Below are 22,964 nucleotides of genomic sequence, written 5' to 3'. Positions count from 1 at the left end.
ATCGGCGAGGTGCGGCACATGGGCACGGCGGTTCTGGAGCCGCCGGCCAGGCAGATCACCGCGGATGAGGCGGCGCGCGAACAGGGGCGCGCCCGTCAGGCCGTGAGTGCCGTGGCGGCCGATCTGATCGCGCGTGGCCAGCTGGCCGGTGGCGAGGCCCAGCACGTGCTCGAGGCCCAGGCGATGATCGCCGAGGACCCCGAGCTCATGGCGGACGTCGACCGGCGGATCGCCGTCGGCAGCACCGCCGAGCGCGGTGTGTACGACGCGTTCGCCGCGTACCGCGACCTGCTCGCCGGGGCCGGCGAGTACATGGCCGGCCGGGTGGCCGACCTGGACGACGTACGCAACCGGATCGTGGCGCGGCTGCTGGGTGTGCCGATGCCGGGCGTGCCCGACAGCGACGAGCCGTACGTGCTGATCGCGCGGGACCTGGCTCCCGCCGACACGGCACTGCTCGACCCGGCGCTCGTCCTCGGTTTCGTGACCGAGGAGGGCGGGCCGACCAGCCACAGCGCGATCCTCGCGCGGGCGCTGGGCGTGCCGGCGATCGTGGCGCTGCCGGGTGCCGGTGAGATCGCCGAGGGCACCATGATCGCGGTGGACGGCAGCACGGGTGACCTGTTCGTGGACCCGTCGCCGCAGAAGCGGGCCGAGCTGGAGGCTGCGGCCGCCGAGCGGAGGGCGGCTCTGGCCGCGTCGTCCGGTCCGGGTGCGACCTCCGACGGTCACAAGGTGCCGCTGCTGGCGAACGTGGGCGGTCCCGCGGACGTGCCGGCCGCCGTCGAGGCGGGGGCGGAGGGTGTGGGTCTGTTCCGCACCGAGTTCCTGTTCCTCGACGACAGCAAGAAGGCGCCGTCCGAGGAGAAGCAGGTCGAGTCCTACCGCAAGGTGCTCGAAGCCTTCCCCGAGGGCCGTGTCGTCGTGCGGGTGCTCGATGCCGGCGCCGACAAGCCGCTGGACTTCCTGACGCCGGGCGACGAGCCCAACCCGGCGCTGGGTGTGCGCGGGCTGCGCTCGCTGCTGGACCACCCGGACGTGCTGCGTACGCAGCTCACCGCGCTGGCCAAGGCGGCCGAGGGGCTGCCGGTCTACCTCGAGGTCATGGCCCCGATGGTGGCCGACCGGATCGACGCCAAGGCCTTCGCGGACGCCTGCCGGGAGGCCGGTCTGAAGGCGAAGTTCGGCGCGATGGTGGAGATCCCTTCCGCCGCGCTGCGGGCACGCTCCATCCTCCAGGAAGTCGAGTTCCTGTCGCTGGGCACGAACGACCTGGCCCAGTACGCCTTCGCCGCCGACCGGCAGGTCGGCGCCGTCTCGCGGCTCCAGGACCCGTGGCAGCCGGCGCTGCTCGACCTGATCGCCATGTCGGCGGATGCCGCCAGGGCGGAGGGCAAGAGCTGCGGCGTCTGTGGCGAGGCCGCTTCCGATCCGCTGCTGGCCTGTGTGCTGACCGGTCTGGGTGTCACCTCCCTCTCGATGGGTGCCGCTTCGATTCCTTATGTGCGGGCGACGCTCGCCAAGTACACGCTGGCCCAGTGCGAGCGTGCCGCGGCGGCGGCTCGTGCGGCGGACAGCGCCGAGGAGGCCCGGGTGGCTGCGCAGGCGGTGCTGTCCGGCGAGTAGCCGGAGGGTGTGGTGCGGTTTCGAGGGGCCTTCGCCGGTGGCGGGGGCCCCTCGGTCCGTCCCGCACCGGTCAGTGGTGCGGCCCGGGTGCGTCGACCTCGTAGCCCGGGCAGTATTCGACGCCCGATTCGGGGGCGACGGGTTCTCCGGTGTCGGCGTCGGTGCAGTAGGCGTTGAAGACGGCCGCGGCCGACAGGGCGGTGAGCCGGCCGCGGTCCAGGCGCCAGCCGTGGACCCGGTCCCGGCGGCCCTCACCGGTGGTGCGGACCACCAGTCCCCCGGTGCCGCCGAGGGCGAGTCCCGCGGCGAGGACCGTCACGAAGTCGAGGCCTTCCCGGCCTTCGACTCGGGGCGGGGTGTCCGGGTCGCCGGTGGTGTCGGCGTGCAGGACGGCGACGAGTTGTCGTGCCTCGGTCGGGATGCTGCAGACGAAGTGGTGGTGGCCTGGTCCGGCGCCGGCCACGAGGCGTTCGAGTGCGTCGGAGGCGCGGTCGAAGGAGGCGTGGCCGATGTCCTCGCCGCAGTCCGCGCAACGGCCGACCTCGGCGAGGAGGCCGGTGGCGTACTCCCAGGTGGCCTGGCGGACGGCTTCGTCGACGAGGAGCGGGACGAGCTCGTCGATGGGCTGGCCGCTGTAGGGCAGGAGGGCGCCGCTGCCGGCCAGCTCGGCGGTGAAGCGGGCGCGGGTTTCGACGGTGTCCGGGTCGAGGCCGCTCTCCGCGCAGAACTCGGCGTACTCCTCGGGGTCGAAGAGGGCGACGGTGGTGTGGATGCCCTGGGCCGCGCGGGACCTGAGCAGGCTGTCCACGTGGTGGAGGTAGTCCTGGTGGTCGTCGAAGGTGAAGGTGCGGTAGCCGCGCATGGCCGCGAAGTCCCCGGCGTCGGCCAGCAGGCCGATGGTGCCGGGGACCTCGCGGCGCAGCAGGCGGCGCCGGTCGGTGGTGCGGGTGCGGCCCCGGTGCGTGCCCGTGGGCGCACCGGTGTCGTTCTTGCGTGGCATGGCTCCCCCTGAGTGTCGCAATCACTTGCTCACTCAGAGTAATCATCGCCACTGACAGTGGCCTCAGCCGCGGGTGCGGGCCAGCTCCTCGTAGAAGTGGAGGAGGTCGAGGTTGTCGACGGAGCCCGGGTTGACCGCCTTGGCCAGGGGGGCGCCCTGCAGGAGGCGCTTGACCGGGACCTCGATGCGCTTGCCGGTGAGGGTGTGCGGGATGCCCGGGACCTCGATGATCTCGTCGGGGACGTGGCGCGGGGAGAGTTCCTCGCGGATCGTCGCCTTGATCCGGGCACGCAGGTCGTCGTCGAGGGTCGCGCCGGGGACGAGGTGGACGAAGAGCGGCATCCAGTAGCCGCCGTTCGGCTCCTCCAGGCCGATGACCAGGGATTCCTTGATCTCGGGGAGGCGTTCGACGGCCTCGTAGATGTCGGCGGAGCCCATGCGGACGCCCTGTCGGTTGAGCGTGGAGTCGGAGCGGCCGTGGATGATCACCGACCCGTGGTCGGTGATGGTGATCCAGTCACCGTGGCGCCAGACGCCCGGGAACATCTCGAAGTAGCTGTCGCGGTAGCGGCTGCCGTCGGGGTCGTTCCAGAAGTGGATCGGCATGGACGGCATGGGGTTGGTGACGACGAGCTCGCCGACCTCGCCGGTGACCGGCTTGCCGGAGGGGTCCCAGGCCTGGAGGTCCGTGCCGAGGCAGGCGGCCTGGAGTTCGCCGATGTGCACCGGGAGGGTGGGAACGGCGCCCGCGAAGCAGCTGCACACGTCGGTGCCGCCGCTGACGGAGGCGATCCAGAGGTCTTCGGCGACCTCGTCGTGGAGCCAGCGGAAGCCGTCGGGCGGGAGCGGGGAGCCGGTGGTGGCCACGCACTTCACGGCGGAGAGGTCGAAGTCGCGGGCCGGGTGGACCTCGGCCTTGCGACAGGCCATGACGTAGGCGGCGGAGGTGCCGTACAGGGTGGCGCCGGTGCGCTCGGCGATGCGCCACTGGGCGCCCGTGTCGGGGTAGCCGGGGCTGCCGTCATAGAGGACGACGGTCGTTCCGGTGAGCAGGCCGGAGATGAGGAAGTTCCACATCATCCAGCCGGTGGAGGTGTACCAGAAGAACCGGTCCTCGGGACCGAGGTCGCAGTGCAGGCCGAGCTGCTTCAGGTGCTCCAGGAGGATGCCGCCCTGGGACTGGACGATGGCCTTGGGGAGGCCGGTGGTGCCGGAGGAGTACAGCACCCAGAGGGGGTGGTCGAAGGGGACCGGCTCGAAGACGGGCTCGGTGTCGCCCGAGGTCAGGGCGGACCAGTCGAGGGCGCCGGCGGGGGCGGGCGTGCCGAGGAGCGGGATGTGGACGACGGCGCGCAGGGAGGGGAGGTCGGCGCGGAGCTCGGCGACGGTGTCGCGGCGGTCGTGCTCCTTGCCGCCGTAGCGGTAGCCGTCCACGGTGAACAGGACGACGGGCTCGACCTGCTGGAAGCGGTCGAGGACGCTGCGGGCTCCGAAGTCGGGGGCGCAGGAGGTCCAGACCCCGCCGACGGCGGCGGTGGCGAGGAGGGCGACGGCGGCCTCGGGGATGTTGGGGAGGTATCCGCTGATCCGGTCGCCGGGGCGGACGCCGAGGGCGCGCAGTTCGGCCGCGAGCGAGCCGACCTGGCGGCGGAGCTCGGCCCAGGTGACGGGGACGGGCTCGTGGGTCTCGTCCACGTACAGCAGGGCGGCGTCACCGGCGCGGGCCGGGTCCTCGGCGGCGCGCAGGGCGTGCTCCGCGTAGTTGAGGGTGGCTCCGGTGAACCACTGTGCGCCGGGCATGGAGCGGTCCGCGAGGACGGATGCGTACGGGGTGGTGAAGCGGACGTCGAACCACTCGGCGACGGCCTGCCAGAAGGTGTCGAGCTCGTCGACGGACCAGCGGTGCAGGGCGGGGTAGCCGCCGTCGGCGGGGGCTCCGTGGCGCTCGGCGGCCCAGGCCTGGAAGGCGGTGATCCGGGCCGCGGCGATCCGGTCGGGGCCCGGCGCCCAGAGGGGTTCCGGCTGCGTGGCTGAGGTCATGGGTCGGCTCCCGGTCAAGTCTGCGGCTCGCGCTTCGTGTGCGTACGGTGCCGTCGCGCGTGGGTGTGGGCGCGGCGGCTCACAGGGACCATGCCATGTGATCGTCCCCTGCACCAGGGCTGTCCTGGCGGGTCGGGCGATCGGCACGGGGGTGCCGCTGCCGGGTGAACGGCAGTTGAACGCCGTCCCCTCGGCCGGAGGCCGGTGGCAGGGTGAGCGGCATGAACGGTCGTGATCTGGTACGTGCGGTGAAAGACATCGGTACGGAGCGCGGTCGGCGCGCCTGGCGCTCGGCCTGGCGCCACCGGCGCTCGGACGCGGTGGGGCTTCCGCGCCGGGGCGCGGAGCGGGCGCGGGTGCCGGGGCTGCTGACCGGTACGGAGGCCCGGCCGGGCGGGGGCGTGCTGCGGTTCGCACGCTCCGAGCTGCTGGTGCGGGTGACGGTGGGCGGCGCGGTGTTCTGGAGCTGGGACGGGGCCGGGCCGACGCCGTCGTACGCGGTGGTGGGCGACGGCCCCGAGCCGGATCCGCGGGCCGTGCTGGAGCCGGACACCGGGGGCGGCTGGCGGGTGGTGTCGGAGCGGGTGACGGTGGCGGTGTCGCGGCACGGTGCGCTGGAGGTGCGTACGCCGGGCGGGACGGTGCTGCGGCGGGAGGCGCCGCCGCGATGGTGGGAGCCGGTGGATCCGCGGATGGGCGCGGCGCGGTGGCTGCAGCGGAGCGAGGTGCCGGCGGACGCGCGGTTCTTCGGGCTGGGCGGGCGGGCCGCGGGGCCGCGGCTGCGGGACGGGGCGTACCGGCTGTGGAACACGGATCCGAAGGGGGGCTTCGGGCCGGGGGTCGATCCGCTGTACCTGACGATGCCGGTGCAGCTGGTGGTGGCGGACGCGGGGACGCACCTGGTGTTCCACGACAACTCGTGGGACGGGCGGGTGGTGCTGCGCGAGGGCGAGGAGGGTGCCGGTTCGGGGGCGGACCGGCCGGGGGCGAGCGAGCTGCGGATGGAGGGCGGGCCGCTGCGGTGCTGGGTGCTGGTGGGGACGCCGGCGCGGGTGCTGCAGGGGTGGTCGGGGCTGACGGGCGCGGCCGCGGTGCCGCCGGAGTGGGCGCTGGGGTACCAGCACGCGCGGTGGGGCTTCGGGAGCGCGGACGAGGTGCGGCGGGTGGTGGCGGGGTACGCGGCGCGCGGGCTCGCGCTGTCGGCCGTGCACCTGGACATCGATCACTACGACGGGCACCGGGTGTTCACGGTGGACGAGGGGCGGTTCCCCGATCTGCCGGAGCTGGCGCGGGAGTTGCGGGAGCTGGGGGTGCGGCTCGTGTCGATCGTGGACCCGGCGGTGAAGGCGGGTGACGGGGTGCACGCGTCGGGGCTGACGGTCGGGCCGGGCGGGGCCTTCGTGCGGGACGCGCGGGGCGGGGAGGTGCGCGGTGAGGTGTGGCCGGGCGAGTGCGCGTACCCGGATTTCACGGATCCGGCGGTGCGCGAGTGGTGGGGCGGGCTGTACGAGGAGCGGCTCGCGCAGGGCTTCGCCGGTTTCTGGCACGACATGAACGAGCCGGTGTCCTTCGCTCCGTTCGGGGACACGACGCTGCCGAGGTCGGCGCGGCACGCGCTGGAGGGGGCGGGCGGTGACCACCGGGAGGGGCACAACGTGTACGCGCTGGCGATGGCGCGCGCGGGGTGGGAGGGGCTGGTGCGGCTGCGGCCCGCCGAGCGGCCGTTCCTGTTCTCGCGGTCGGGGTGGGCGGGGATGCAGCGGTACGGGGGCACGTGGTCGGGAGACGTGGAGTCCAGCTGGGAGGGGCTGCGGGCCTCGCTGGCGCTGGTGCTGGGGCTCGGGCTGTGCGGGGTGCCGTACTCGGGCCCGGACGTCGGCGGGTTCGGGGGGTCCCCGTCGCCGGAGTTGTACGTGCGGTGGCTGCAACTGGGGGCCTACCTGCCGCTGTTCCGGACCCATTCGGCGATCTGGGCGGGGCGGCGGGAGCCGTGGGAGTTCGGGCCGGAGGTGGCGGAGCAGGCCGGGGCGGTGATGGCGGAGCGGGAGCGGCTGCGGCCGTACTTCGTGACGCTGGCCCATCTGGCGCGGCGGACGGGTGCCCCGTACGTGCGGCCGGTGTGGTGGGGGACGCCGGAGGAGCGGCGGTTGCGGGACTGCGAGGACGCGTTCCTGCTGGGGGATGCGCTGCTGGTGGCGCCGGTACTGGAGTGCGGGGCGGACCGGCGGGCGGTACGGCTGCCGCGGGGGCGCTGGTACGACACGGCGACGGGGGCGGCGTACGAGGGCCCGGGCCAGATCCTGCTGGACGCGCCGCAGGGCCGGATCCCGGTGCTGGCGCGGGCGGGGGCCGTGCTGCCGGTGCGGGCCGCCTCCGGGGACGGGGTGGAGCTGGAGGTCTGGGCTCCGGCGCGGGGGCGCACGGGGGGCGGGGTGGTGATCCGGGACCCGGGGCCGGGCTTCGTGGCGGGCGCGGTGGAGCGGTACACGGTGCGGTGGCTGGGGGACGCGGTGGTCGTGGAGGACGAGGCGGGGAACCCGGTGGAGGGGGTCACAGTACGGGGGCTGTAGGCGCACGGGCCGGTCGCGGCAGGGGCCGGTGTCAGTAGTGGCCGGTGTCCGTAGGGGCCCGTGGTGCCACTGCCGCCTCTTCCCTCCCCCGGCGGATACGCAACCATTTGTTGCGCGTCGGCCGGAAGAGGGTTAGCTTTATATGCAACCGAAGGTTGCGAAAGATGGAGACGGCCATGGAGTACGGGAGTATCGAACGCGAGCTGCACGTCGACGCCTCGCCCGAGGTGGTGTTCGAGGTGCTCAGCAGCCCCGAGCACATCCGGGAGTGGTGGAGCGCCGAGACCACCGCGTTCGAGGCGGCCGCGGGCGCGACGGGCCGTCTCACGTGGACGGATCAGGAAACCGGCGGGCACCAGTCCGCGCCGTTCACGGTCGTCGAGGCCGACCCGCCGCGGATGTTCTCGTTCCGGTGGACCTACGACGAGACGGAGACAGAGCCGGCGGGTCCGGGCAACTCGCTGCTGGTGACCTTCGAGCTCGTCCCCACGGGGACGGGGACCACGGTCCGTTTCCGCGAGAGCGGCTACCGCGAGCGGGGCTGGGAGGCCGCCGTGCTCGAAGCCCACTACAACGACCACCGGCAGGGCTGGGACTTCTACCTGCCGCGCCTGGCCGCGACCGCCGACCGGCTGGCGGCCGCGCGATGAGCACCGCCGTCGACGACGACCTGTGGTCCGCGATAGGCGACCCGACCCGGCGTCGGATGATCGATCTCCTGCTGGCCGACGGCCAGGGGACCGCGACGACCCTCAGCGCGCACCTGCCGGTGACCCGGCAGGCCGTGACCAAACACCTGGCCGTGCTCGACCGGGTCGGGCTGGTCCGGTCGGCGCCGGCGGGACGGGAGAAGCGCTATCGGGTGGACGAGGCCCAGCTGGCCCGGGCGGTGGCGCAGCTGAACTCGGTCGGCGAGATGTGGGACGCCCGCCTGCGGCGCGTCAAGAGCCTCGCCGAAGCGATCCAGCGGGCCAAGGACGCGGAGAAGTGACATGGAGAAGGAGGAGAACGAGATGGTGGACATCCTGCACCGGGTAGGCATCACCGCGACCCCGGAAAAGGTGTACGAAGCGCTCACGACGGTCGAGGGCCTGGCCGCGTGGTGGACGACCGACACGAGCGGGAACGGCGACGGCGTCCTGGAGTTCCGGTTCGGCGACGTCGGCGGCTTCGACATGAAGGTGCTCGACCTGCGACCGAACGAACGGGTGCTGTGGGAGGTCGTCGACGGCCCGGCCGAGTGGATCGGGACCACGGTGAGCTTCGAGCTGACCCAGGACGGCGAGTGGACGATCCTGATGTTCGCGCACGCGGGCTGGCGCGAACCGGTCGAGTTCATGAACCACTGCAGCACCAAGTGGGCGATCTTCCTGATGAGCCTGAAGTCCCTGGTGGAGACGGGCTCCGGCGCACCGCATCCGCGCGACGTACAGATCAGCAACTGGCACTGACACCGCCGCCGCAGGGCCCGAGGCTGCTCGCAGCCTCGGGCTCGGGGCGTCGGGCCCAGGGCGTCGGGCGCAGGGCGCAGGGGGTCGGACTCAGGCGTACTTGCCCGCGAACCAGGACGCCGCCGCCTGGGTGTGCAGGGGGAAGGCCAGCTCCGACGGGGTGCGCAGGACGTGCCAGCCGGTGGTCTCGTCCGTCGGCTTCGAGGCGGGGAGGTCCGCGGCCGGGCGGACCGGGAGGAGGCCGAAGAGGAGGAGGTGGCCCGCCGGGGAGCTCAGGGCGTCGGCCAGGACGACCTCCGAGGCCGGGGCCGTGATGCCGGTCTCCTCGTAGAGTTCGCGGACGACCGCGTCGCGCCAGTCCTCGCCGAAGTCGATGAAGCCGCCGGGGAGGGCGACGCCGCCGAGGGCCGGTTCGATGGTGCGGGTGATGACCACGAGGCCGGTGCCGTCCGCGTCCTCGACGGGGAGGAGGGTGACGGCCACCGGGAGCGGATTGCGGTAGGCGGTCGTCCCGCAGGCCGCGCAGACGCGGGGCCAGGCAGGGGTGGAGTACGGGGCTCCGCAGGTGGAGCAGTGCGAGTCCTTCAGCTGTGCCGGCATCCGGCGATCGTATGCCAAGGGGCATGGGGACGAGGGCCGTTGCGGCGCCGCCCAGGGCCTGCCGGAGACTGTCGCCCGTGTGCGGCCGTGAGTACCGTGCCCGCATGACTTTCACCTCGTACGAGGAATTCTGGCCGTACTACGTCGCGATGCACTCCCGCGCCGCCACCCGCTGGATCCATCTCACCGGCACCCTCACCGGCCTGGCGGTGGCCGCCTACGGACTGGCGCGCGGCCGCAGGCGATACCTCGCCGCCCTCCCCCTGATCGGGTACGGGACCGCCTGGCCCGCGCACTTCCTGATCGAGGGGAACAATCCGGCCACCTTCGGCCATCCCGGATGGTCGCTGCGCGGGGACGCGCAGATGATCCGGATGATGCTGGCCGGGCGTGATGCGGAGCTGGCCGGGATCGCGCAGAAGTGGCTTGCCGAGAACCCGTGTCAGGGCCGTTCACCCGTGGCAGACTTCTGACGATCCGTCAGATTCCTGACCAGGGAGGGGCATCGTGGCACGCACACGCACACCCGTCGTGAACGGGTGGTTCACCGAGGACGCACCGGACGGCGGCGGCTTCCGGCTGCTCGGCACCCGCTGCTCGTCCTGTACCGCGGTGTTCTTCCCCCGCGAGGACGCCTACTGCCGCAATCCGCGGTGCCCCGGCGGCGGCGAACTCGCCGAGGTCCCCCTCTCCCCCCGCGGCCGGGTCTGGTCCTACACCGACGGGCGCTACCGGCCGCCCGCGCCGTACGTCTCCGACCCGGCCGCGCCCTGGGAGCCGTACACCCTGGTCGCGGTGGAACTGGAGGCCGAGGGGATGGTGGTGCTGGGTCAGGCCGCGCCGGGGGTGGGGGTCGCCGATCTGGCCGTCGGCATGGAGGTCGAGGTGGTCGGGGGCGTGCTGAACGAGGACGCCGGGACGCCCGGGACCGACGGAACCGACGGAACCGACGGAACCGACGGGATCGTCTGGACCACCTGGCAGTTCCGGCCGGTGGGGGGCGCCGAGTGAGCGCCGACATCGCCGTCCTCGGGGCCGGCATGCACCCCTGGGGCAAATGGGGCCGCAGTTTCGTCGAATACGGGCGCTCCGCCGCGCGGGCGGCGCTGGCCGACGCCGGACTGGACTGGACGCAGGTGCAGTCGATCGTCGGCGCCGACACCGTGCGTTCCGGCTACCCGGGCTACGTGGCGGGCGCCACCTTCGCCCGGGCGCTCGGCTGGCAGGGCGCGCGGGTCACCAGCGTGTACGCCGCCTGCGCGTCCGGCGCCCAGGCCATCGGAGCCGCCCGCGCGCAGATCCTGGCCGGCCTGGCCGACGTGGTGCTCGTGGTCGGCGCGGACGCCGCGCCCAAGGGGTTCTTCGCCCCGGCGGGCGGCGACCGGCCCGACGATCCGGACTGGCTGCGGTTCCGCGTGCTCGGCGCCACCAACCCGGCCTATTTCGCGCTCTACGCCCGGCGCCGGATGGCCCTCCACGGGGACACCCCGGAGGACTTCGCCCAGGTCAAGGTGAAGAACGCGGCGGCCGGTCTGCTCAATCCGTACGCCCGCTACCGCAAGCGGGTCACCGCGGAGGAGGTCGCCGCCTCGGCGGTGGTCGCCGATCCGCTCCGGCTGCTCGACATCTGCGCCACCTCCGACGGGGGCGCGGCCCTGGTGCTCACCAGCATGGACTTCGCCCGGTCGCACGGGGTGGCCGATCCGGTGCGGATCCGGGCCGTCTCGACGGTGACGCCCACCTATCCGCGGACGGTGCTGGACCTGCCGGACATCGCCACCGACTCGGCGCCGGCGTCGGCCCCGTCCCCGTCCCCGGCGGTGGCCGGGTCCTTCAGGTCGTCGATCGCGCGCGCCGCCTACGAGGAGGCGGGGCTCGGTCCGGACGACCTCTCGCTCGCCGAGGTGTACGACCTGTCCACCGCCCTGGAGCTGGAGTGGTACGAGGACATCGGGCTGTGCGGGGAGGGTGAGGGGGCGAAGCTCGTACGGGAGGGGGCGACGGCGCTGGGTGGCCGGATCCCGGTCAACACCAGTGGCGGGCTGGCCTCCTTCGGGGAGGCGGTGCCGGCGCAGGCGATCGCGCAGGTGTGTGAACTGACCTGGCAGTTGCGCGGTACGGCCGGGGAGCGGCAGGTGCCCGGCGCGCGGGCCGGGATCACCGCGAACCAGGGGCTGTTCGGGCACGGGTCGGCCGTCGTTGCGGTGCGCTGAACCGCCGGTGTTGTCCGAACGCTTGACGGCCCCCGGCGGCAGGTTCACACTCGCTCCACAGTCCCGCGCCGCGACCGGGGCCCCGGTCCCCCCGTGAGAGCTGCGGCCCGTACCCCAGTCGGCGGGGGTACGGGCCGCCTCCGGGTCAGGCTCCTGCCGAGAGGCTCCGGCGCCGCTCACGGGCCAGGGACATCGCGTGTTCCACGACCCCCACCAGCACGTCCTTCACGGATTCCCGGTCCCGTGCGTCGCACAGCAGCACCGGCACCCCGGGGTCGAGGTCCAGTGCCGTCCGTACGGTCACCACGGGGTGCCGGTCGGCTCCGTCGAAGCAGTTGACCGCGACGACGAACGGGATCGCGCGCCGCTCGAAGTAGTCGATGGCGGCGAAGCAGTCGGCGAGGCGGCGGGTGTCCGCGAGGACGACGGCGCCGAGCGAACCCTGTGCGAGCTCGTCCCACAGGAACCAGAAGCGGTCCTGCCCGGGCGTGCCGAACAGGTACAGCACCAGGTCCTCGCGGAGCGTGATGCGCCCGAAGTCCATGGCCACGGTGGTGGTGCTCTTGCCCTCCACTCCCCCGGTGTCGTCGACACCGACGCCCGGCTCGGAGAGCCGTTCCTCGGTGCGCAGCGGTCTGATTTCGCTCACCGCGCTGACCAGGGTGGTCTTGCCCACCCCGAAGCCGCCCGCGACCAGGATCTTCAAGGTCAGCGGCTCGACCGGCGACACCGCGTGCATGGCACCGGTGCGGCTAAAGCGCCCGAAGGCCATCGATCACCTCACGCAGAATGGATTCATCGGGCAGTTCTGCCGGTGGTACCGGCCTGGTCACGTGGACCAGTTCCTCGTCGACCAGGTCCCCGATCAGGACGCGGACGACCCCGACGGCGAGGTCGAGATCGGCCGCGAGTTCGGCGACCGACTGCGGTCGGCCCCGGCACAGCCCGAGGATGTGGGCGTGTTCCGGAGAGAGGGTCATGTCCCAGACCGGATCGTCGGCCGCCGGTTCGGCGACGACGAGTGCGATCAGGTCGAGTCGGTGCTGGCCCGCGTGGCTGGTCCGGCCGCGGGTCATGGCGTACGGGCGGACGACGGGCCCCGCGTCGGCGTCGAACCAGTGCGCGTGGTCGGGGTCCAGGTGGTCGGGGTCGGAGTAGGACGGGTCGACGGTGAAGCCGGCCGGAATTCCGGTGGGGTGGTCCTGGCCTGAATCGCTCATGCCTTACGACTCACCCTCCGGCTGGCAGCCCGGTGCGCGGGGCGGTCGCCAGGTGGTCGCCGACGCGCTTGACCATGAGCGTCATCTCGTACGCCACCTGGCCGACGTCGGAGTCGGCGTCGGCCAGGACGGCCAGGCAGCTGCCGTCGCCCGCGGCCATGACGAAGAGGAAGGCCTCGTCCAGCTCGACCACGGTCTGGCGGACCCGGCCGGAGTCGAAGTGGCGGCCGACGCCCTTGGCCAGGCTGTGGAAACCGGAGGCGACCGCCGCCAGGTGCTCGCTGTCCTCGCGGGTCAGGTCCTTGGAGCTGCCGGTGGGCAGGCCGTCGCCGGAGAGGACCACCGCCTTGCGGATGGAGCCGACCCGGTCGACGAGCTCGTCGAGGAGCCAGTTGAGCGGGCCGGAGCCGCGGCCCCTGGTGTCGTTGCCGGTCTGCGGTGCGGTCATCGACCGTCCCCTTCGTTCTCGTTCGCGGGACCGTCGGCGGCGGATGTGCCTGCCCCGGTCTCGGACTTCTGCTGTGCGTGCTGGTTGCGGCCCGCAGTCCAGCCACGCTGGAGTGCGGACATGCGCGTACGTACGTCATCCGCGTCGCGGTCGGCCGCCTGGTCGGGGGCGGCTTCGGCGAGGGCGGCGGACGGGGACTTCTTGAGCTGGGGCGCCAGGCTGGCCTGGCGGACCCGGCGGGGCAGCCCGCCGATGCCGGGGCCGGGTGCGGCGGCCCCCGCATCGGATCCGGGATCGGATCCGGCCGTGGAGGCCGGGGAGGGCTGCGGGACCACGGACACCGGGCGGGGCTCCACCCGGCGGCCGTGCTCGGCGACCAGAGTCGGGGTCGGGCGGCGCCGCGGCAGCGGTACGGCGCCCTGGGAGCGGGAGCCGTCCGGATGCGGGGTCTCCACGCGCTGGGTGTCCAGCCGGACCGGGCCGGTGGGCGCGAGCGCCTCGCGGTCGCGGTCGCCCTTGCGGGAGCCTCCGCGGTCCGCGTGCCGGTCGGTGTGCGGCCGGTCCGCCGGGCGCAGGCCCAGGAGGGCGCTGCGCGGGATGCCGTTCGGCGGGGTCTCGTCGTCGAGCGTCGCCATGACCGGGCGGCCGTGGGCGCCGATGCGGCTCGTGATCGCCGTGGGGGCGTCGTCGAGCGCGGCGGGGTCGTCGAGGCCGTCCAGCCGGTCCAGGCCGCCGGCCGGGAGCGGGGCCTCCAGCTCGACCGGTCCGCGCAGTTCGGCGGCGGGCAGCTGGCGGCCGGCGGACGCGCGCTCCATGGCGGCGGGTGTGGGCCGCTCGGACCCTGCGCGGCCGAGGTGGCCGGCCTTGTCGGACCGGAGGGGCTTGGCGGCGGCGCGGGCGCCGTCGAACCGTGCGCCCGCGCCGTTGGTCTCGGGAGCCTCGGTCAGCAGGGCCGCGGGCAGGAAGAGCACCGCGGTGGTGCCTCCGTACGGGCTGGGCTGGAGGACGACCTTGACGCTGTGGCGCTGTGCGAGGCGGCTGACGACGAACAGGCCGAGGCGGTCGGTGTCGGAGAGTTCGAACTCGGGGGTCTCGGCGAGCCGGAGGTTCGCGTCGAGCAGCGCTTCGGGGGTCATGCCGAGGCCGCGGTCGTGGATCTCCAGGGTGAAGCCGTTGGCGACGCGCTCGCCGTGCACCTGGACCGCGGTGTGCGGCGGCGAGAACACGGTGGCGTTCTCCAGGAGTTCGGCGATGAGGTGGGTGATGTCGGCGACGGCGGGGCCGACGATGCCCAGGCGGGTGAGCCGGCGTACCTCGATGCGCTCGTAGTCCTCGACCTCGGCGACGGCGGCGCGTACGACGTCCATCAGCTGGACGGGCTTGCGCCACTGGCGCGAGGGCGCGGCGCCGGAGAGGATCACGAGGCCCTCGGCGTGCCGGCGCATGCGGGTGGTCATGTGGTCGAGGCGGAAGAGGTCGGCCAGTTCCTCGGTGTCCTCGGTACGGCGTTCCATGGTGTCGAGGAGGGTCAGCTGGCGGTGCAGCAGCACCTGGTTGCGGCGGGCCAGGTTGACGAACACCTCGGAGACGCCGCGGCGCAGGTCGGCCTGCTTGACGGCGGCCTCGACGGCGGCGCGCTGGAGGGTGTTGAGGGCCTGGCCGACCTGGCCGACCTCGTCCTTCTCGTATTCGAGGTGGGGTGCCTCGGTCTCCACGTCCACGTGCTCGCCGGCGGCGAGGCGGCGCATCACGCTGGGCAGCCGCACGCCGGAGGCCTCGTGGGCCTCCTTGCGCAGCCGGGACAGGTCGCGGACGAGGTCGCGGCCGATGCGTACGGACAGCACCAGGGACACGATCAGGGCGAGGAAGCCGAGGATGCCGGCGGCGGCGGCCTGGACCATGACGTCCATGGCGACGGGCTCGATGCGTTCCTGGTAGCGGTTGCCTGCGTCGGTGTTCATGGCGGCCAGGTCGTCGAGGACCTTGGTGGAGGCCTCGTCCCACTGGGCGGCGGTGACGCTGCGCGGCTTGTTGACGGCGCCGCCGGCTATGAAGCGTTCCTCGGCGTCGCGCAGGGGCTGGGTCGCGGGGTCCTTCCAGTACTTCTCGAAGCGCTCCCGGTCGTCGGCGGGGAGGGTCACGAGGTTGAACTCGTAGAGCAGGCCGCGGTTGGCGGCGAAGTCGGAGACGCGGCGAACGTCGGGAGCGGTGACGTTGCGCGCGGCGAGGGCCGAGGCGATGACGGCGTCCTCGCGGGAGAGCAGTTCGCGGGCGCGGCTGATGCCGACGAGGGCGCGGCCTTCCTTGTCCACCTCCACGTTGTCCAGGCCGTGGAGGTTCATGAGGAAGTCGTAGCAGGGGTCGACCAGCCGGTTGTAGAGGTCCAGGGCCTGCGTGGGGTCCAGGGCGTTCTGGTCGACGGAGCGGCGCATGGTGCCGATGCCCTGGAAGGCGGCGACGATCGAGTGCAGGCGCTGGGCGCTCTGCGGGCTCAGCTCGTCGATGACCTTGGGGTCGCGGGCGCTGACGCTGATCTGCTCGACGGCCTGGTCGGTTTCGGCGCGGCGCTTGGTGAGTTCGGCCGTGGCGGTGGCGGCCCGGGGGTCGCCGAGGACGACCAGGGTCTGGCGCCGTTCCTTCTGGATGACGCGGGCGACGTCCTCGATGGGGTAGCCGACCTTGTCGATGATGTAGGCCACGTCGAAGAGTTGGAGGGCCTCACGGCCGGTGATGACTGTCGCGAAGCCCCAGAGGGCGGTCAGGGAGACGAGCGGCACAAGGAGCAACGCCACGATCTTCCGGCGGATGGACTTCCCGCGAAAGCGCATGGCCTCCCCAGCCTCCCCCAGGTCAACCCCGTTGCCGGGGGTCGGTGTTCCGTCATTTAAACGGCGTGAGCCTACTACTGCTGCGGGGCAGCTTCGAAGGCGTGTCCGGACGTTTTCGGCCTGACACCGGGAGGAAGATCACCAGTTGTCCGACACTTCCGGTCAACTGCGGCCCGATATGTGGCAGATGACACTCGGTGGGGCGTCGGTTCCCGCAACCCGATGGATGGCTGGAATTGTTCGTTCCGCGATCATTCCGGCCCGTGTGGGTATCCGCGATCCGGGAATCTCTCGGCACCGCCGGACGTCTGTCTGTTCGAGGGGCGCGTCGCAGCGGTGAGGGGTGGACGTGGTGGGCAGACGTGGCAAGTAGGCAGGGCGAGCAGGCATGACGGACCGCGCGGTGGGGAGTGAGCGGACCATGAGCAGTGACGAGGGCGGCGGCGCGAGTGCGGGCCTGGGTGCCGGTGGGGCCGGGCGGGGACTGTGGGTCGAGGAGCCGGCCCGGCGGCGCCGGATGCCGGATTCGGTACGGACCTCCGCGGTGCGGGCGGTGCTGATCGTGGCCGTGACCCTGACGCAGGCGGCGATCACGTTCTTCCTGACCCTGACCGGGTCCTGGCTGGCCCTTCCGATGGGGCTCGGCGCGATAGCGGGGACGATCGTCGCCACCTGGGGCGTGCTGGACGTGTGGATCACCCGGCAGACCTGGAACCAGCGGTACGGGGTCCTGTCGGAGCCGAGCAGCACGGCACGCAGCCGCCGCCGGGAGGCCCGTCGGGCCTCCCGGGCGGCCCGGGAGGCCCGGAAGGCCGCCGCGGGCCGAATACCCCGCGAGGACGGCCCTCTGGCGGCCTCCGGCCGCTATTCCGCGCACTGACGCCCTGAGGGGGCCGTCCTGCCGATCAGGGCGGGCTCGTGCGTCAGGAAACGCCGCTGCGGCGGAACATGCGGGTCGCCGTGATCTCGCCGTGGATGGTCTCCGTCTCCGCGGACTGCTGCGGCAGCCCCGGGCGCAGGTGCTCCTCGACGCTGATGTACTTCAGGCCCGCCCGCAGGTCCGCGTCGTTGCGCAGGCGGATCACCAGCGGGAACTCGGCGAGGGCCGTGGTGTCGAACAGCCCGGTCGTGTAGAGCAGCTGGACGCCCAGCGCGTCGGAGACGGCCCGCTGGAGCTCCAGCAGGTACGTGGCGTTGGCGCGGCCGATCGGGTTGTCGAGGAACAGCGTGCCCGCGTGCCGGTGCTTGTCGCGGCCGCGGTCGTTGCTGCGCAGCGCCGCCATGGTGCAGTACAGCGCGATCGCGGCGGTCAGCAGCTGCCCGCCGGAGAACACGTCGCCCATCTGGCCCACGGGTACCCGCTCGGCGCGCAGCACCGCGTCCGGCTTGAGAATCTCCACGGAGATGCCCTTGGGCTCCAGGGCCGCCTGGACGCCCCTCAGCAGCAGGGACATGCCGTCACGGCGGCCCTCGCCGAAGGAGGCGCTGCTGTTCTTCTTCACGGCCGCGCGGGTGGCCTCGTCGATGACCTCGCCGAGCCGCTCCGTGAGCGTGGCCTGGTCCGGCTCCTCGAAACGGATCCGCAGGAACTCCTGGCCCGACCATTCACCGAGGCCCTCCGGAAGCTGCGAGAGCCGCTGCGCGGAGCGGAGCGTGGCCAGGGCCGATTCGACGAGGCCGCGCAGGCGGTCGACGATGCTGTCGCGGTTGCGCTCCAGCTGGGCCAGTTCGTCGGTGAGGACGCGCAGCCGGGGCGCGAAGGCCGCGGCCCAGGCCGCCGCGTGCTCGGGCAGGGCGGAGGCGGGCAGTTCGCGGATCTGCTGGCGCGCGGGGGTGCGTACCTGTTCGTAGCGGGTGGCGTTGGCGTGCCGGACCAGGATGTCGCTCGCCTCGCGCACCGCGGACTCGGCGGCCGAGAGGTCGGCCGAGCAGCCGCGCAGGGAGCGGCGGGCCTCGGTCGCGGACTGCCGGGCCTCCTCCAGCGTGCCCGCGTGGGGCACCGGCTCCTGCTCGTCGTCCTGGTGCGTGTGGTCGCGCAGCAGGTCCCGGAGCATCGCCGCGGTCTCGTCGAAGCCGCCGGCGCCGTCCTCGGCGGTGCGGTGGGCGCGCAGCAGGTCCGCGTGGGCGGCCCGGGCGCTCTCCACGGCCGCGCTGTGGGCGGCGAGCTGGGCGGTGGCCGTGCGCAGCAGGGCCTGGGCCTGTTCGACGTCCTCGGGGACGAGCTCCTCGGGGAGTTCGGTGTGCGCCTCCCCCTCGGTGGGAGCGTGCCGTTCGGCCTCGCCGCGCAGCCGGCCGAGCTGCTCGCTGGCGGTGGACGCGCGGGTCTCCAGCATCTGTACGAGGGACTCGGCGCGGGCGGCCGCGGCCTGCCGGGAAGGGCCGTCGGCACCGTCGGTGCCTTCGAGGAGCTGGGCGGCCCGGGTGCGGACCTTGTTGGTGAGGCGGTCGAGCTCGGCCAGGGCGGCGCTCTCGTCGCTCTCGGCGCGGGCCTGTTCGGCGCGCAGGTCGGCGCCGACGCCGACCTTCTCGTAGAGCTGGGAGGCCGCGCGGTAGGCCTCGCGCAGGTCGGGCAGCGGCGCCCGGGGGCCGTCGCCGTCGCTGTCGCTGTCGCTGTCGCTGTCGGGCAGCTGGTCGGGGGCGCCGGCGATCTCGGCGCGTTCGGCGCGCAGGGCGCGGGCGGTGCGCCGTGCGTCGTCGGCGGCGCGCTGGGCTGCGCGGCGGTCCTCGTCGGCGGCGCGGGCCCGGTCCAGGCACACCTCGGCGCGGGCCTCGGACTCGGCGGCGTCGTCGGCGAGTTCGCGGAGCTTGGCCTGCCAGCCGGCGCGCTCGCGCAGCCGGAAGGCGAGCCCGGCGAGGGCGTCGGCGGCGCGGCGGGCGCGCTGGGCGGCGTCCTGGCGCTCCTCGCGGACCCGGGCCGCGTCGGCGGCGGCCTCGTCGGCCTCGGCGCGAACGGTACGGGCCTCCGCGAGCTCGGCGTCGGTCTCCTCGGCGAACATCCGGGCGGCGGCCGCCGCTTCCGCGAGTTCGGTGAGGCGGCCGGGCGGGCAGCCGGTGCGCCAGGAGCCGAGGCGGGCGGCGAGCTCGCGGTCACCGCCGAGGCGGGCCGCGAGGTCGCGGATCTCGGTGTCGCGGGCGGCGGCGCGGGCGCGCAGTGCCTGGCGCTCCTCGTCGGCGGCGTGCTCGTCGTGCATGGCCGGGTTCGGCGGTACGAGGAACACGCCGGAGTCGTCGCCGGAGTCGGCCGGCGGCAGCGGGGCCAGCAGGGCGGCGGCCGTGCCGACGGCGACGGTGGAGCGGGGCAGCAGGGCGGCGCCGGAGAGCACCTCGCGGGCCCGTCCGTGGGTGTCGGGGTCGGTGATGACGACGCCGTCGACGAGTTCGGGGCGGGCTGCGAGGACGGCGGCGTGGTCGGCGGGGTCCACGGACTGGGCGAGGTAGCGCCAGCCGGGGAGGGCGGGAATGCCGTGCTCGCCGAGGTATTCCACGGTGGCCAGGACGTCCGGGCCGGGCGGCAGCAGGCCGCCGTCGCCGAGGGCGCCGAGGATGCGGGCGTCGTCGGCGGCCGCGGTGCGCAGCTCGAAGAGCTGGCGTTCGGCCGCGGCGACCCCGTCGGTGAGCAGGGTGCGCAGGTCGTCGGCGTTGCGGTCGAGGTCGGCGACGGTGAGCCCACCGCCTGCGGCGGCTTCGGGGCGGCCGGCGGGACCGGCCGGGGCGAGGCCGTGCCCGGCGGATCCGTGCGCGGCGGATCCGTGCCCGGCCCCGGCCGACGCGGCCTGCGCGCCGGAGCCTGCGAGGGCGCCGGAGGTGCCGGAGGTACCGCTCTGCGTGCGCGGGTGGGGAAGGAAGGAGGCGGGGACCGACGGGAGCCCCAGCAGCTCGGCCAGGCGCGGGGCGGTGGCGAGGGAGGCCGCGGCCCGGTGCTCCGCGTCGTGGGCGGCCTCGGCCGCGTCGGCGGCGTCCGCCGCGCGGGCGGCGGTGAGCTCGGCGCGGGATTCCGCGGCGGCGGCCTCGCGGGCGGCCTCGGCGGTGGCGCGGGCGGCTTCCCGGGACTCGTCCCAGGCGGCCACGGCGGTCTTCTCGGCGTCGGTGGCGGCGAGGGCCGCGCGGGCCGGGTCGGCGTCGGGGGCGGTGTCGTCGAGCCAGCCGGCGCGGACGGCCTCGGCGGTCTCCTGCTGGACCTCGGCGAGGCGCGAGCGCAGGTGCTCGGCCTCGCTGCGGGCCCGCTGGGCGGCCGTGGCGGCGGCGGTGGCGTCGCGGTGGGCGTCCTCGCCGGTGGCCTGGAGCGCGGCGGAACGCTCCTCCTCCTCGTTCGCGAGCCGCTCGCCGTGCTCGGCGGCGGTGTGCAGGGCGCGGACGAGCTCTCCGGCGGCGGTGGCGCGGGCGGCCAGGGCCGGGGCGGCGTCCCGTTCGGCCTCCAGGATCGCCGCGGCGACGCGGGCGGAGCGGTCGGCGGCGGCCCGGTGGCGCAGCACGTTCTCGGCGGCCTGCCAGGCGGAGTGCAGGGTGCGGGCTTCGAGGAGTTCGCGGCGCTGGGCCGCGGCGGCCTTGTCGGCGACGGTCAGGGCCAGCGAGGCGTGCCGGTAGGCGAGCTCGGCAGAGACGGCGGCGCTGCGGGTGCGCGCGGACTCGGCGGCGGTGACCTGGTGGGCGGCGCCGGTGACCTGCTGGGCGAGGTCGGCGGCCCGGCCGCGTTCCTCGGCGGCGCGGGCGGACAGCCGGCGGGCGAGGGTGCGCGTACGGCGTTCCGCGCCCGCGTGCACGTCGCGCAGCCGGGAGCGGGCTCCGGCGGCCTCGACGATGCGGGTGAGCAGGTCCACCGAGCCTGCGGTGAAGTCCCGTTCGGCCATGAGTTCGGCGCGGCGGCCGAGTTTGTTGCCGAAGCCGTGGACGAGGTCGGCGAGGCCGTCCGTGTCGCGGGTGTCGGTGACGGCGCGCAGCAGGAGGTCGGTGAAGTCGGAGTCCTTCTTGACCGCGAAGAGGCCGGCGGCCTCGCCCTCGTCGGCGTTCATCTCGCGCTGGTAGCGGAAGAGTTCGGGGTCGAGGCCGAGTTCGGTGAGGTGCTCGTTCCAGCGGTCGTGGATCTCCTCGAAGTACACCTCCAGGTGCGGGTACGCCTTGCCCGCCTCGGTGAGGGAGTCGCGGAAGCCCTTCATCGTGCGGCGGCGGCCCTGGGCACCGGAGGCGCCTTCGACGGGCGGGCGCACGGAGGTCGCCTCGGCGACGGGCAGGCTGTCGAGGCTCAGGCCGGGGCCGGGGCGGAAGGAGTACCAGGCCTCGGCGAACTTGCGCGGGTCGTTGGAGACCTGGCGGCCGCGCCATTCGCTGACCTTGCCGACGACCACGCACTCGCCGGTCTGGGTGTGCTGCCACTCCAGGGCGACGTGGCCGCAGTCGTCGGCGAGCAGGAACTTGCGCAGGACGCCGGAGCTGGCACCGCCGAGGGTGTTGCGGTGGCCGGGAAGCATCACCGAGAAGATCAGCTTGAGGAGGACGGACTTGCCGCCGCCGTTCTCCAGGAAGAGCACGCCGGCGGGCGCGGGCCGGCGCGGCGGGCCGGTGGGCTCGTCCTCGAAGAATTCCGCCTGGGTCGGCGCCGGGTGGGGCACCGGCTCGCCGACTCCGCGCAGGTCGAGCACGGTGTCGGCGTAGCGCGCACCGGCGGGCCCGATGGAGTAGAGGCGGATCCGGGACAGCTCGTACATGGCGGCGGACTCTCGTGGTGTCTTGGTAAGGCAGGACGTACGGGGATCGGGGCGCGGGCCGCGGGGCCCGGGGGCTCAGGCGTGGAACGGGAGCCCGGCGTCGGCGGCCAGTTCCAGGTCGTCGCCCTCGGGCGGCGGCAGCAGGGTGGCGGAACCGTCGCTGACGGGGACCACGCCGAGCTCCAGGAGCTCGGCCATCGCCGCGCTGCCCGCCATGTCCCGGACCTGGAGCTGGTAGCGGGGGGTGGTGCGGTAGGTGCCGCCGGCCTCGTCCCCGGTGCGCTGGAGGAAACCGGAGTCGGTGAGGAAGGCGGCCGCCTTGCCGACGATGCCGGTGGTGGAGCCCGCGAGGCGGCGGGCGTCCTTGGTGGCGCCGGTCGCGCTGCGGCGGGCGTAGACGCGCCAGGCGGCCTCCAGGCCGGGGGCGTCGGTGGCCGGGTCGGTGTTCTCACCGAGCTCCTCGGCGCGCTCCTCCAGGCGGCGGCAGGTCTGCCGGACGAAGGCGTCGACGCCGTTGACGGTGATGCGGCCGATGTAGCCGTCGTCGGCGAGGTCCTCGGGGCGCGGGAAGGCCAGGGCGGCCACGGCGAGGTGCGCGAGGCCGTGCAGGAAGCGGTCGGCGGAGTCTGCGGCGGTGCGGCGGGCGTAGTCGCCCATCCGGACGGCGAAGACGGAGTCCTCACCGGCGGCCACGGCCATGCCGGCGCGCGGGGACACCTCCAGGACGACGAGGCCGAGGCCGGTGGCGACGGCGTCGGCGAGTCGGCCGAAGGCCGGGTCCTCGCGGTAGCGGCGCAGCAGCTCCGCGTACTCGGCGTCCCGGGCGGGGAGCAGCTTGGGCTGCAGCCCGAACGCGACGAGCCGGGCCGCGTCGGCGGCGTCGGCGGGGGTCACCGCGGCGGTGCCGGCGGGCACGGCGGGAGCCGCCGGCGCGTCGGGCTCGCTCCACGCGGGGTGCTCGGCGTGGTGGTCGCTCACGGGTGGGTCTCCTCGGCGGTGCGGGTCGTACGGGTCGTACGGGCGGTACGGGGCGCGCGGCAGGGCCGCGCAGGGGATTCGGCCGCGGCGACGTGCCTCGCGACGCGCGGGCGTCCGGCCGATGGCTCAGCCACATCCGGCCTCGCCTGCGTTCGAGGCGCAGGTCCGGGCAGAGCCCGGTGCCCGGCGGAGCCGGGATTCCTGGGGCTCCGCCCCGGACCCCGCTCCTCAAACGCCGGAGGGGCTGAATGGGGAGCCGGCCGGGCTACGACGGGACAGGCAGAGGCG

Annotated in this window: 18 protein-coding genes (1 of these 18 only partly in view); 9 read left to right on the top strand and 9 right to left on the bottom strand. The window is 74.2% G+C overall.

The genetic code is table 11. The features are described 5' to 3' along the window. Positions 1 to 1,626: the 3' portion of a phosphoenolpyruvate--protein phosphotransferase gene (ptsP, locus tag KO717_RS30115; protein ID WP_301372517.1), read on the top strand. 45 nt of this gene lie to the left of the window's left edge; only the last 1,626 of its 1,671 coding nucleotides appear in the window; its start codon lies off the left edge, out of view; it ends in the stop codon at positions 1,624 to 1,626. A gap of 70 nt (positions 1,627 to 1,696) precedes the next feature. Here ptsP and KO717_RS30110 read toward each other — a convergent pair whose 3' ends face one another. Both KO717_RS30110 and KO717_RS30105 read right to left on the bottom strand, forming a co-directional pair. After that, positions 1,697 to 2,626: a hypothetical protein gene (locus KO717_RS30110; protein WP_301372516.1), complete on the bottom strand. Its 930-nt coding sequence runs from the start codon at positions 2,624 to 2,626 to the stop codon at positions 1,697 to 1,699. Between the two features lie 63 nt (positions 2,627 to 2,689). After that, positions 2,690 to 4,666 carry an acetoacetate--CoA ligase gene (locus tag KO717_RS30105; protein WP_301372515.1) on the bottom strand — a complete coding sequence of 659 codons (1,977 nt, stop codon included), beginning with the start codon at positions 4,664 to 4,666 and terminating at the stop codon, positions 2,690 to 2,692. A gap of 221 nt (positions 4,667 to 4,887) precedes the next feature. On the opposite strand from KO717_RS30105, the gene KO717_RS30100 reads away from it, so the two are divergent. The 4 genes from KO717_RS30100 (at position 4,888) to KO717_RS30085 (ending at position 8,687) form a co-directional block, all read left to right on the top strand. Next, positions 4,888 to 7,236, top strand: coding sequence for a glycoside hydrolase family 31 protein (locus tag KO717_RS30100; RefSeq protein ID WP_301372514.1), 2,349 nt, complete (start codon positions 4,888 to 4,890; stop codon positions 7,234 to 7,236). A gap of 176 nt (positions 7,237 to 7,412) precedes the next feature. Further along, positions 7,413 to 7,886 carry an SRPBCC domain-containing protein gene (locus KO717_RS30095; RefSeq protein ID WP_301372513.1) on the top strand — a complete coding sequence of 158 codons (474 nt, stop codon included), beginning with the start codon at positions 7,413 to 7,415 and terminating at the stop codon, positions 7,884 to 7,886. Further along, positions 7,883 to 8,227: an ArsR/SmtB family transcription factor gene (locus tag KO717_RS30090; protein WP_301372512.1), complete on the top strand. Its 345-nt coding sequence runs from the start codon at positions 7,883 to 7,885 to the stop codon at positions 8,225 to 8,227. Before KO717_RS30095 ends, KO717_RS30090 begins: the two co-directional genes overlap by 4 nt. Before the next feature lies 1 nt (position 8,228). Further along, positions 8,229 to 8,687, top strand: coding sequence for an SRPBCC family protein (locus KO717_RS30085; RefSeq protein WP_301372511.1), 459 nt, complete (start codon positions 8,229 to 8,231; stop codon positions 8,685 to 8,687). Positions 8,688 to 8,777: 90 nt separating this feature from the next. On the opposite strand, the gene KO717_RS30080 is transcribed toward KO717_RS30085, so the two are convergent. Then, positions 8,778 to 9,287, bottom strand: coding sequence for an NUDIX domain-containing protein (locus KO717_RS30080; protein WP_301372510.1), 510 nt, complete (start codon positions 9,285 to 9,287; stop codon positions 8,778 to 8,780). 104 nt (positions 9,288 to 9,391) lie between these two features. Between KO717_RS30080 and KO717_RS30075 the strand changes: the two genes are divergently transcribed. The 3 genes from KO717_RS30075 to KO717_RS30065 are packed head-to-tail and all read left to right on the top strand — an operon-like array spanning position 9,392 to position 11,500. Further along, positions 9,392 to 9,760, top strand: coding sequence for a DUF962 domain-containing protein (locus tag KO717_RS30075; RefSeq protein WP_301372509.1), 369 nt, complete (start codon positions 9,392 to 9,394; stop codon positions 9,758 to 9,760). Between the two features lie 34 nt (positions 9,761 to 9,794). Next, entirely contained in the window at positions 9,795 to 10,298 is a 504-nt protein-coding gene (locus KO717_RS30070; protein ID WP_301372508.1) for a Zn-ribbon domain-containing OB-fold protein, read from the top strand. Then, positions 10,295 to 11,500 (top strand): lipid-transfer protein, encoded by a 1,206-nt coding sequence (locus KO717_RS30065; protein WP_301372507.1) that lies wholly within the window; start codon positions 10,295 to 10,297, stop codon positions 11,498 to 11,500. The genes KO717_RS30070 and KO717_RS30065 overlap by 4 nt, the downstream gene beginning before the upstream one ends. A gap of 145 nt (positions 11,501 to 11,645) precedes the next feature. Here the strand turns inward: KO717_RS30065 and KO717_RS30060 are convergent, their stop codons facing one another. The 4 genes from KO717_RS30060 to KO717_RS30045 are packed head-to-tail and all read right to left on the bottom strand — an operon-like array spanning position 11,646 to position 15,996. Continuing rightward, on the bottom strand, positions 11,646 to 12,272 hold the full coding sequence (locus KO717_RS30060; protein WP_030016310.1) for a GTP-binding protein: 627 nt from the start codon (positions 12,270 to 12,272) through the stop codon (positions 11,646 to 11,648). Next, the gene (locus KO717_RS30055) at positions 12,253 to 12,720 is read right to left on the bottom strand and encodes a DUF742 domain-containing protein (protein ID WP_301372505.1); all 468 of its coding nucleotides are present in this window, start codon (positions 12,718 to 12,720) and stop codon (positions 12,253 to 12,255) included. Before KO717_RS30055 ends, KO717_RS30060 begins: the two co-directional genes overlap by 20 nt. A gap of 10 nt (positions 12,721 to 12,730) precedes the next feature. Further along, positions 12,731 to 13,168 (bottom strand): roadblock/LC7 domain-containing protein, encoded by a 438-nt coding sequence (locus tag KO717_RS30050; RefSeq protein WP_030016314.1) that lies wholly within the window; start codon positions 13,166 to 13,168, stop codon positions 12,731 to 12,733. Further along, on the bottom strand, positions 13,165 to 15,996 hold the full coding sequence (locus tag KO717_RS30045; RefSeq protein WP_301372504.1) for a sensor histidine kinase: 2,832 nt from the start codon (positions 15,994 to 15,996) through the stop codon (positions 13,165 to 13,167). The genes KO717_RS30050 and KO717_RS30045 overlap by 4 nt, the downstream gene beginning before the upstream one ends. 421 nt (positions 15,997 to 16,417) lie before the next feature. Between KO717_RS30045 and KO717_RS30040 the strand changes: the two genes are divergently transcribed. Continuing rightward, positions 16,418 to 16,876, top strand: coding sequence for a hypothetical protein (locus tag KO717_RS30040; protein WP_301372503.1), 459 nt, complete (start codon positions 16,418 to 16,420; stop codon positions 16,874 to 16,876). A 43-nt stretch (positions 16,877 to 16,919) separates the two neighbouring features. Here KO717_RS30040 and KO717_RS30035 read toward each other — a convergent pair whose 3' ends face one another. Both KO717_RS30035 and KO717_RS30030 read right to left on the bottom strand, forming a co-directional pair. Beyond that, a complete protein-coding gene (locus KO717_RS30035; RefSeq protein WP_301372501.1) occupies positions 16,920 to 21,698 on the bottom strand; it encodes a hypothetical protein in 4,779 nt (1,592 codons plus the stop codon). A 75-nt stretch (positions 21,699 to 21,773) separates the two neighbouring features. Beyond that, on the bottom strand, positions 21,774 to 22,676 hold the full coding sequence (locus KO717_RS30030) for a hypothetical protein (RefSeq protein ID WP_301372500.1): 903 nt from the start codon (positions 22,674 to 22,676) through the stop codon (positions 21,774 to 21,776). Positions 22,677 to 22,964 lie beyond the last annotated feature (288 nt).

The organism is Streptomyces xanthophaeus (genome assembly GCF_030440515.1).
GTDB lineage: Bacteria > Actinomycetota > Actinomycetes > Streptomycetales > Streptomycetaceae > Streptomyces > Streptomyces kutzneri.
The sequence above is the reverse complement of the archived record's forward strand: the minus strand, read 5'-3'. Positions and strand labels throughout refer to the sequence as shown.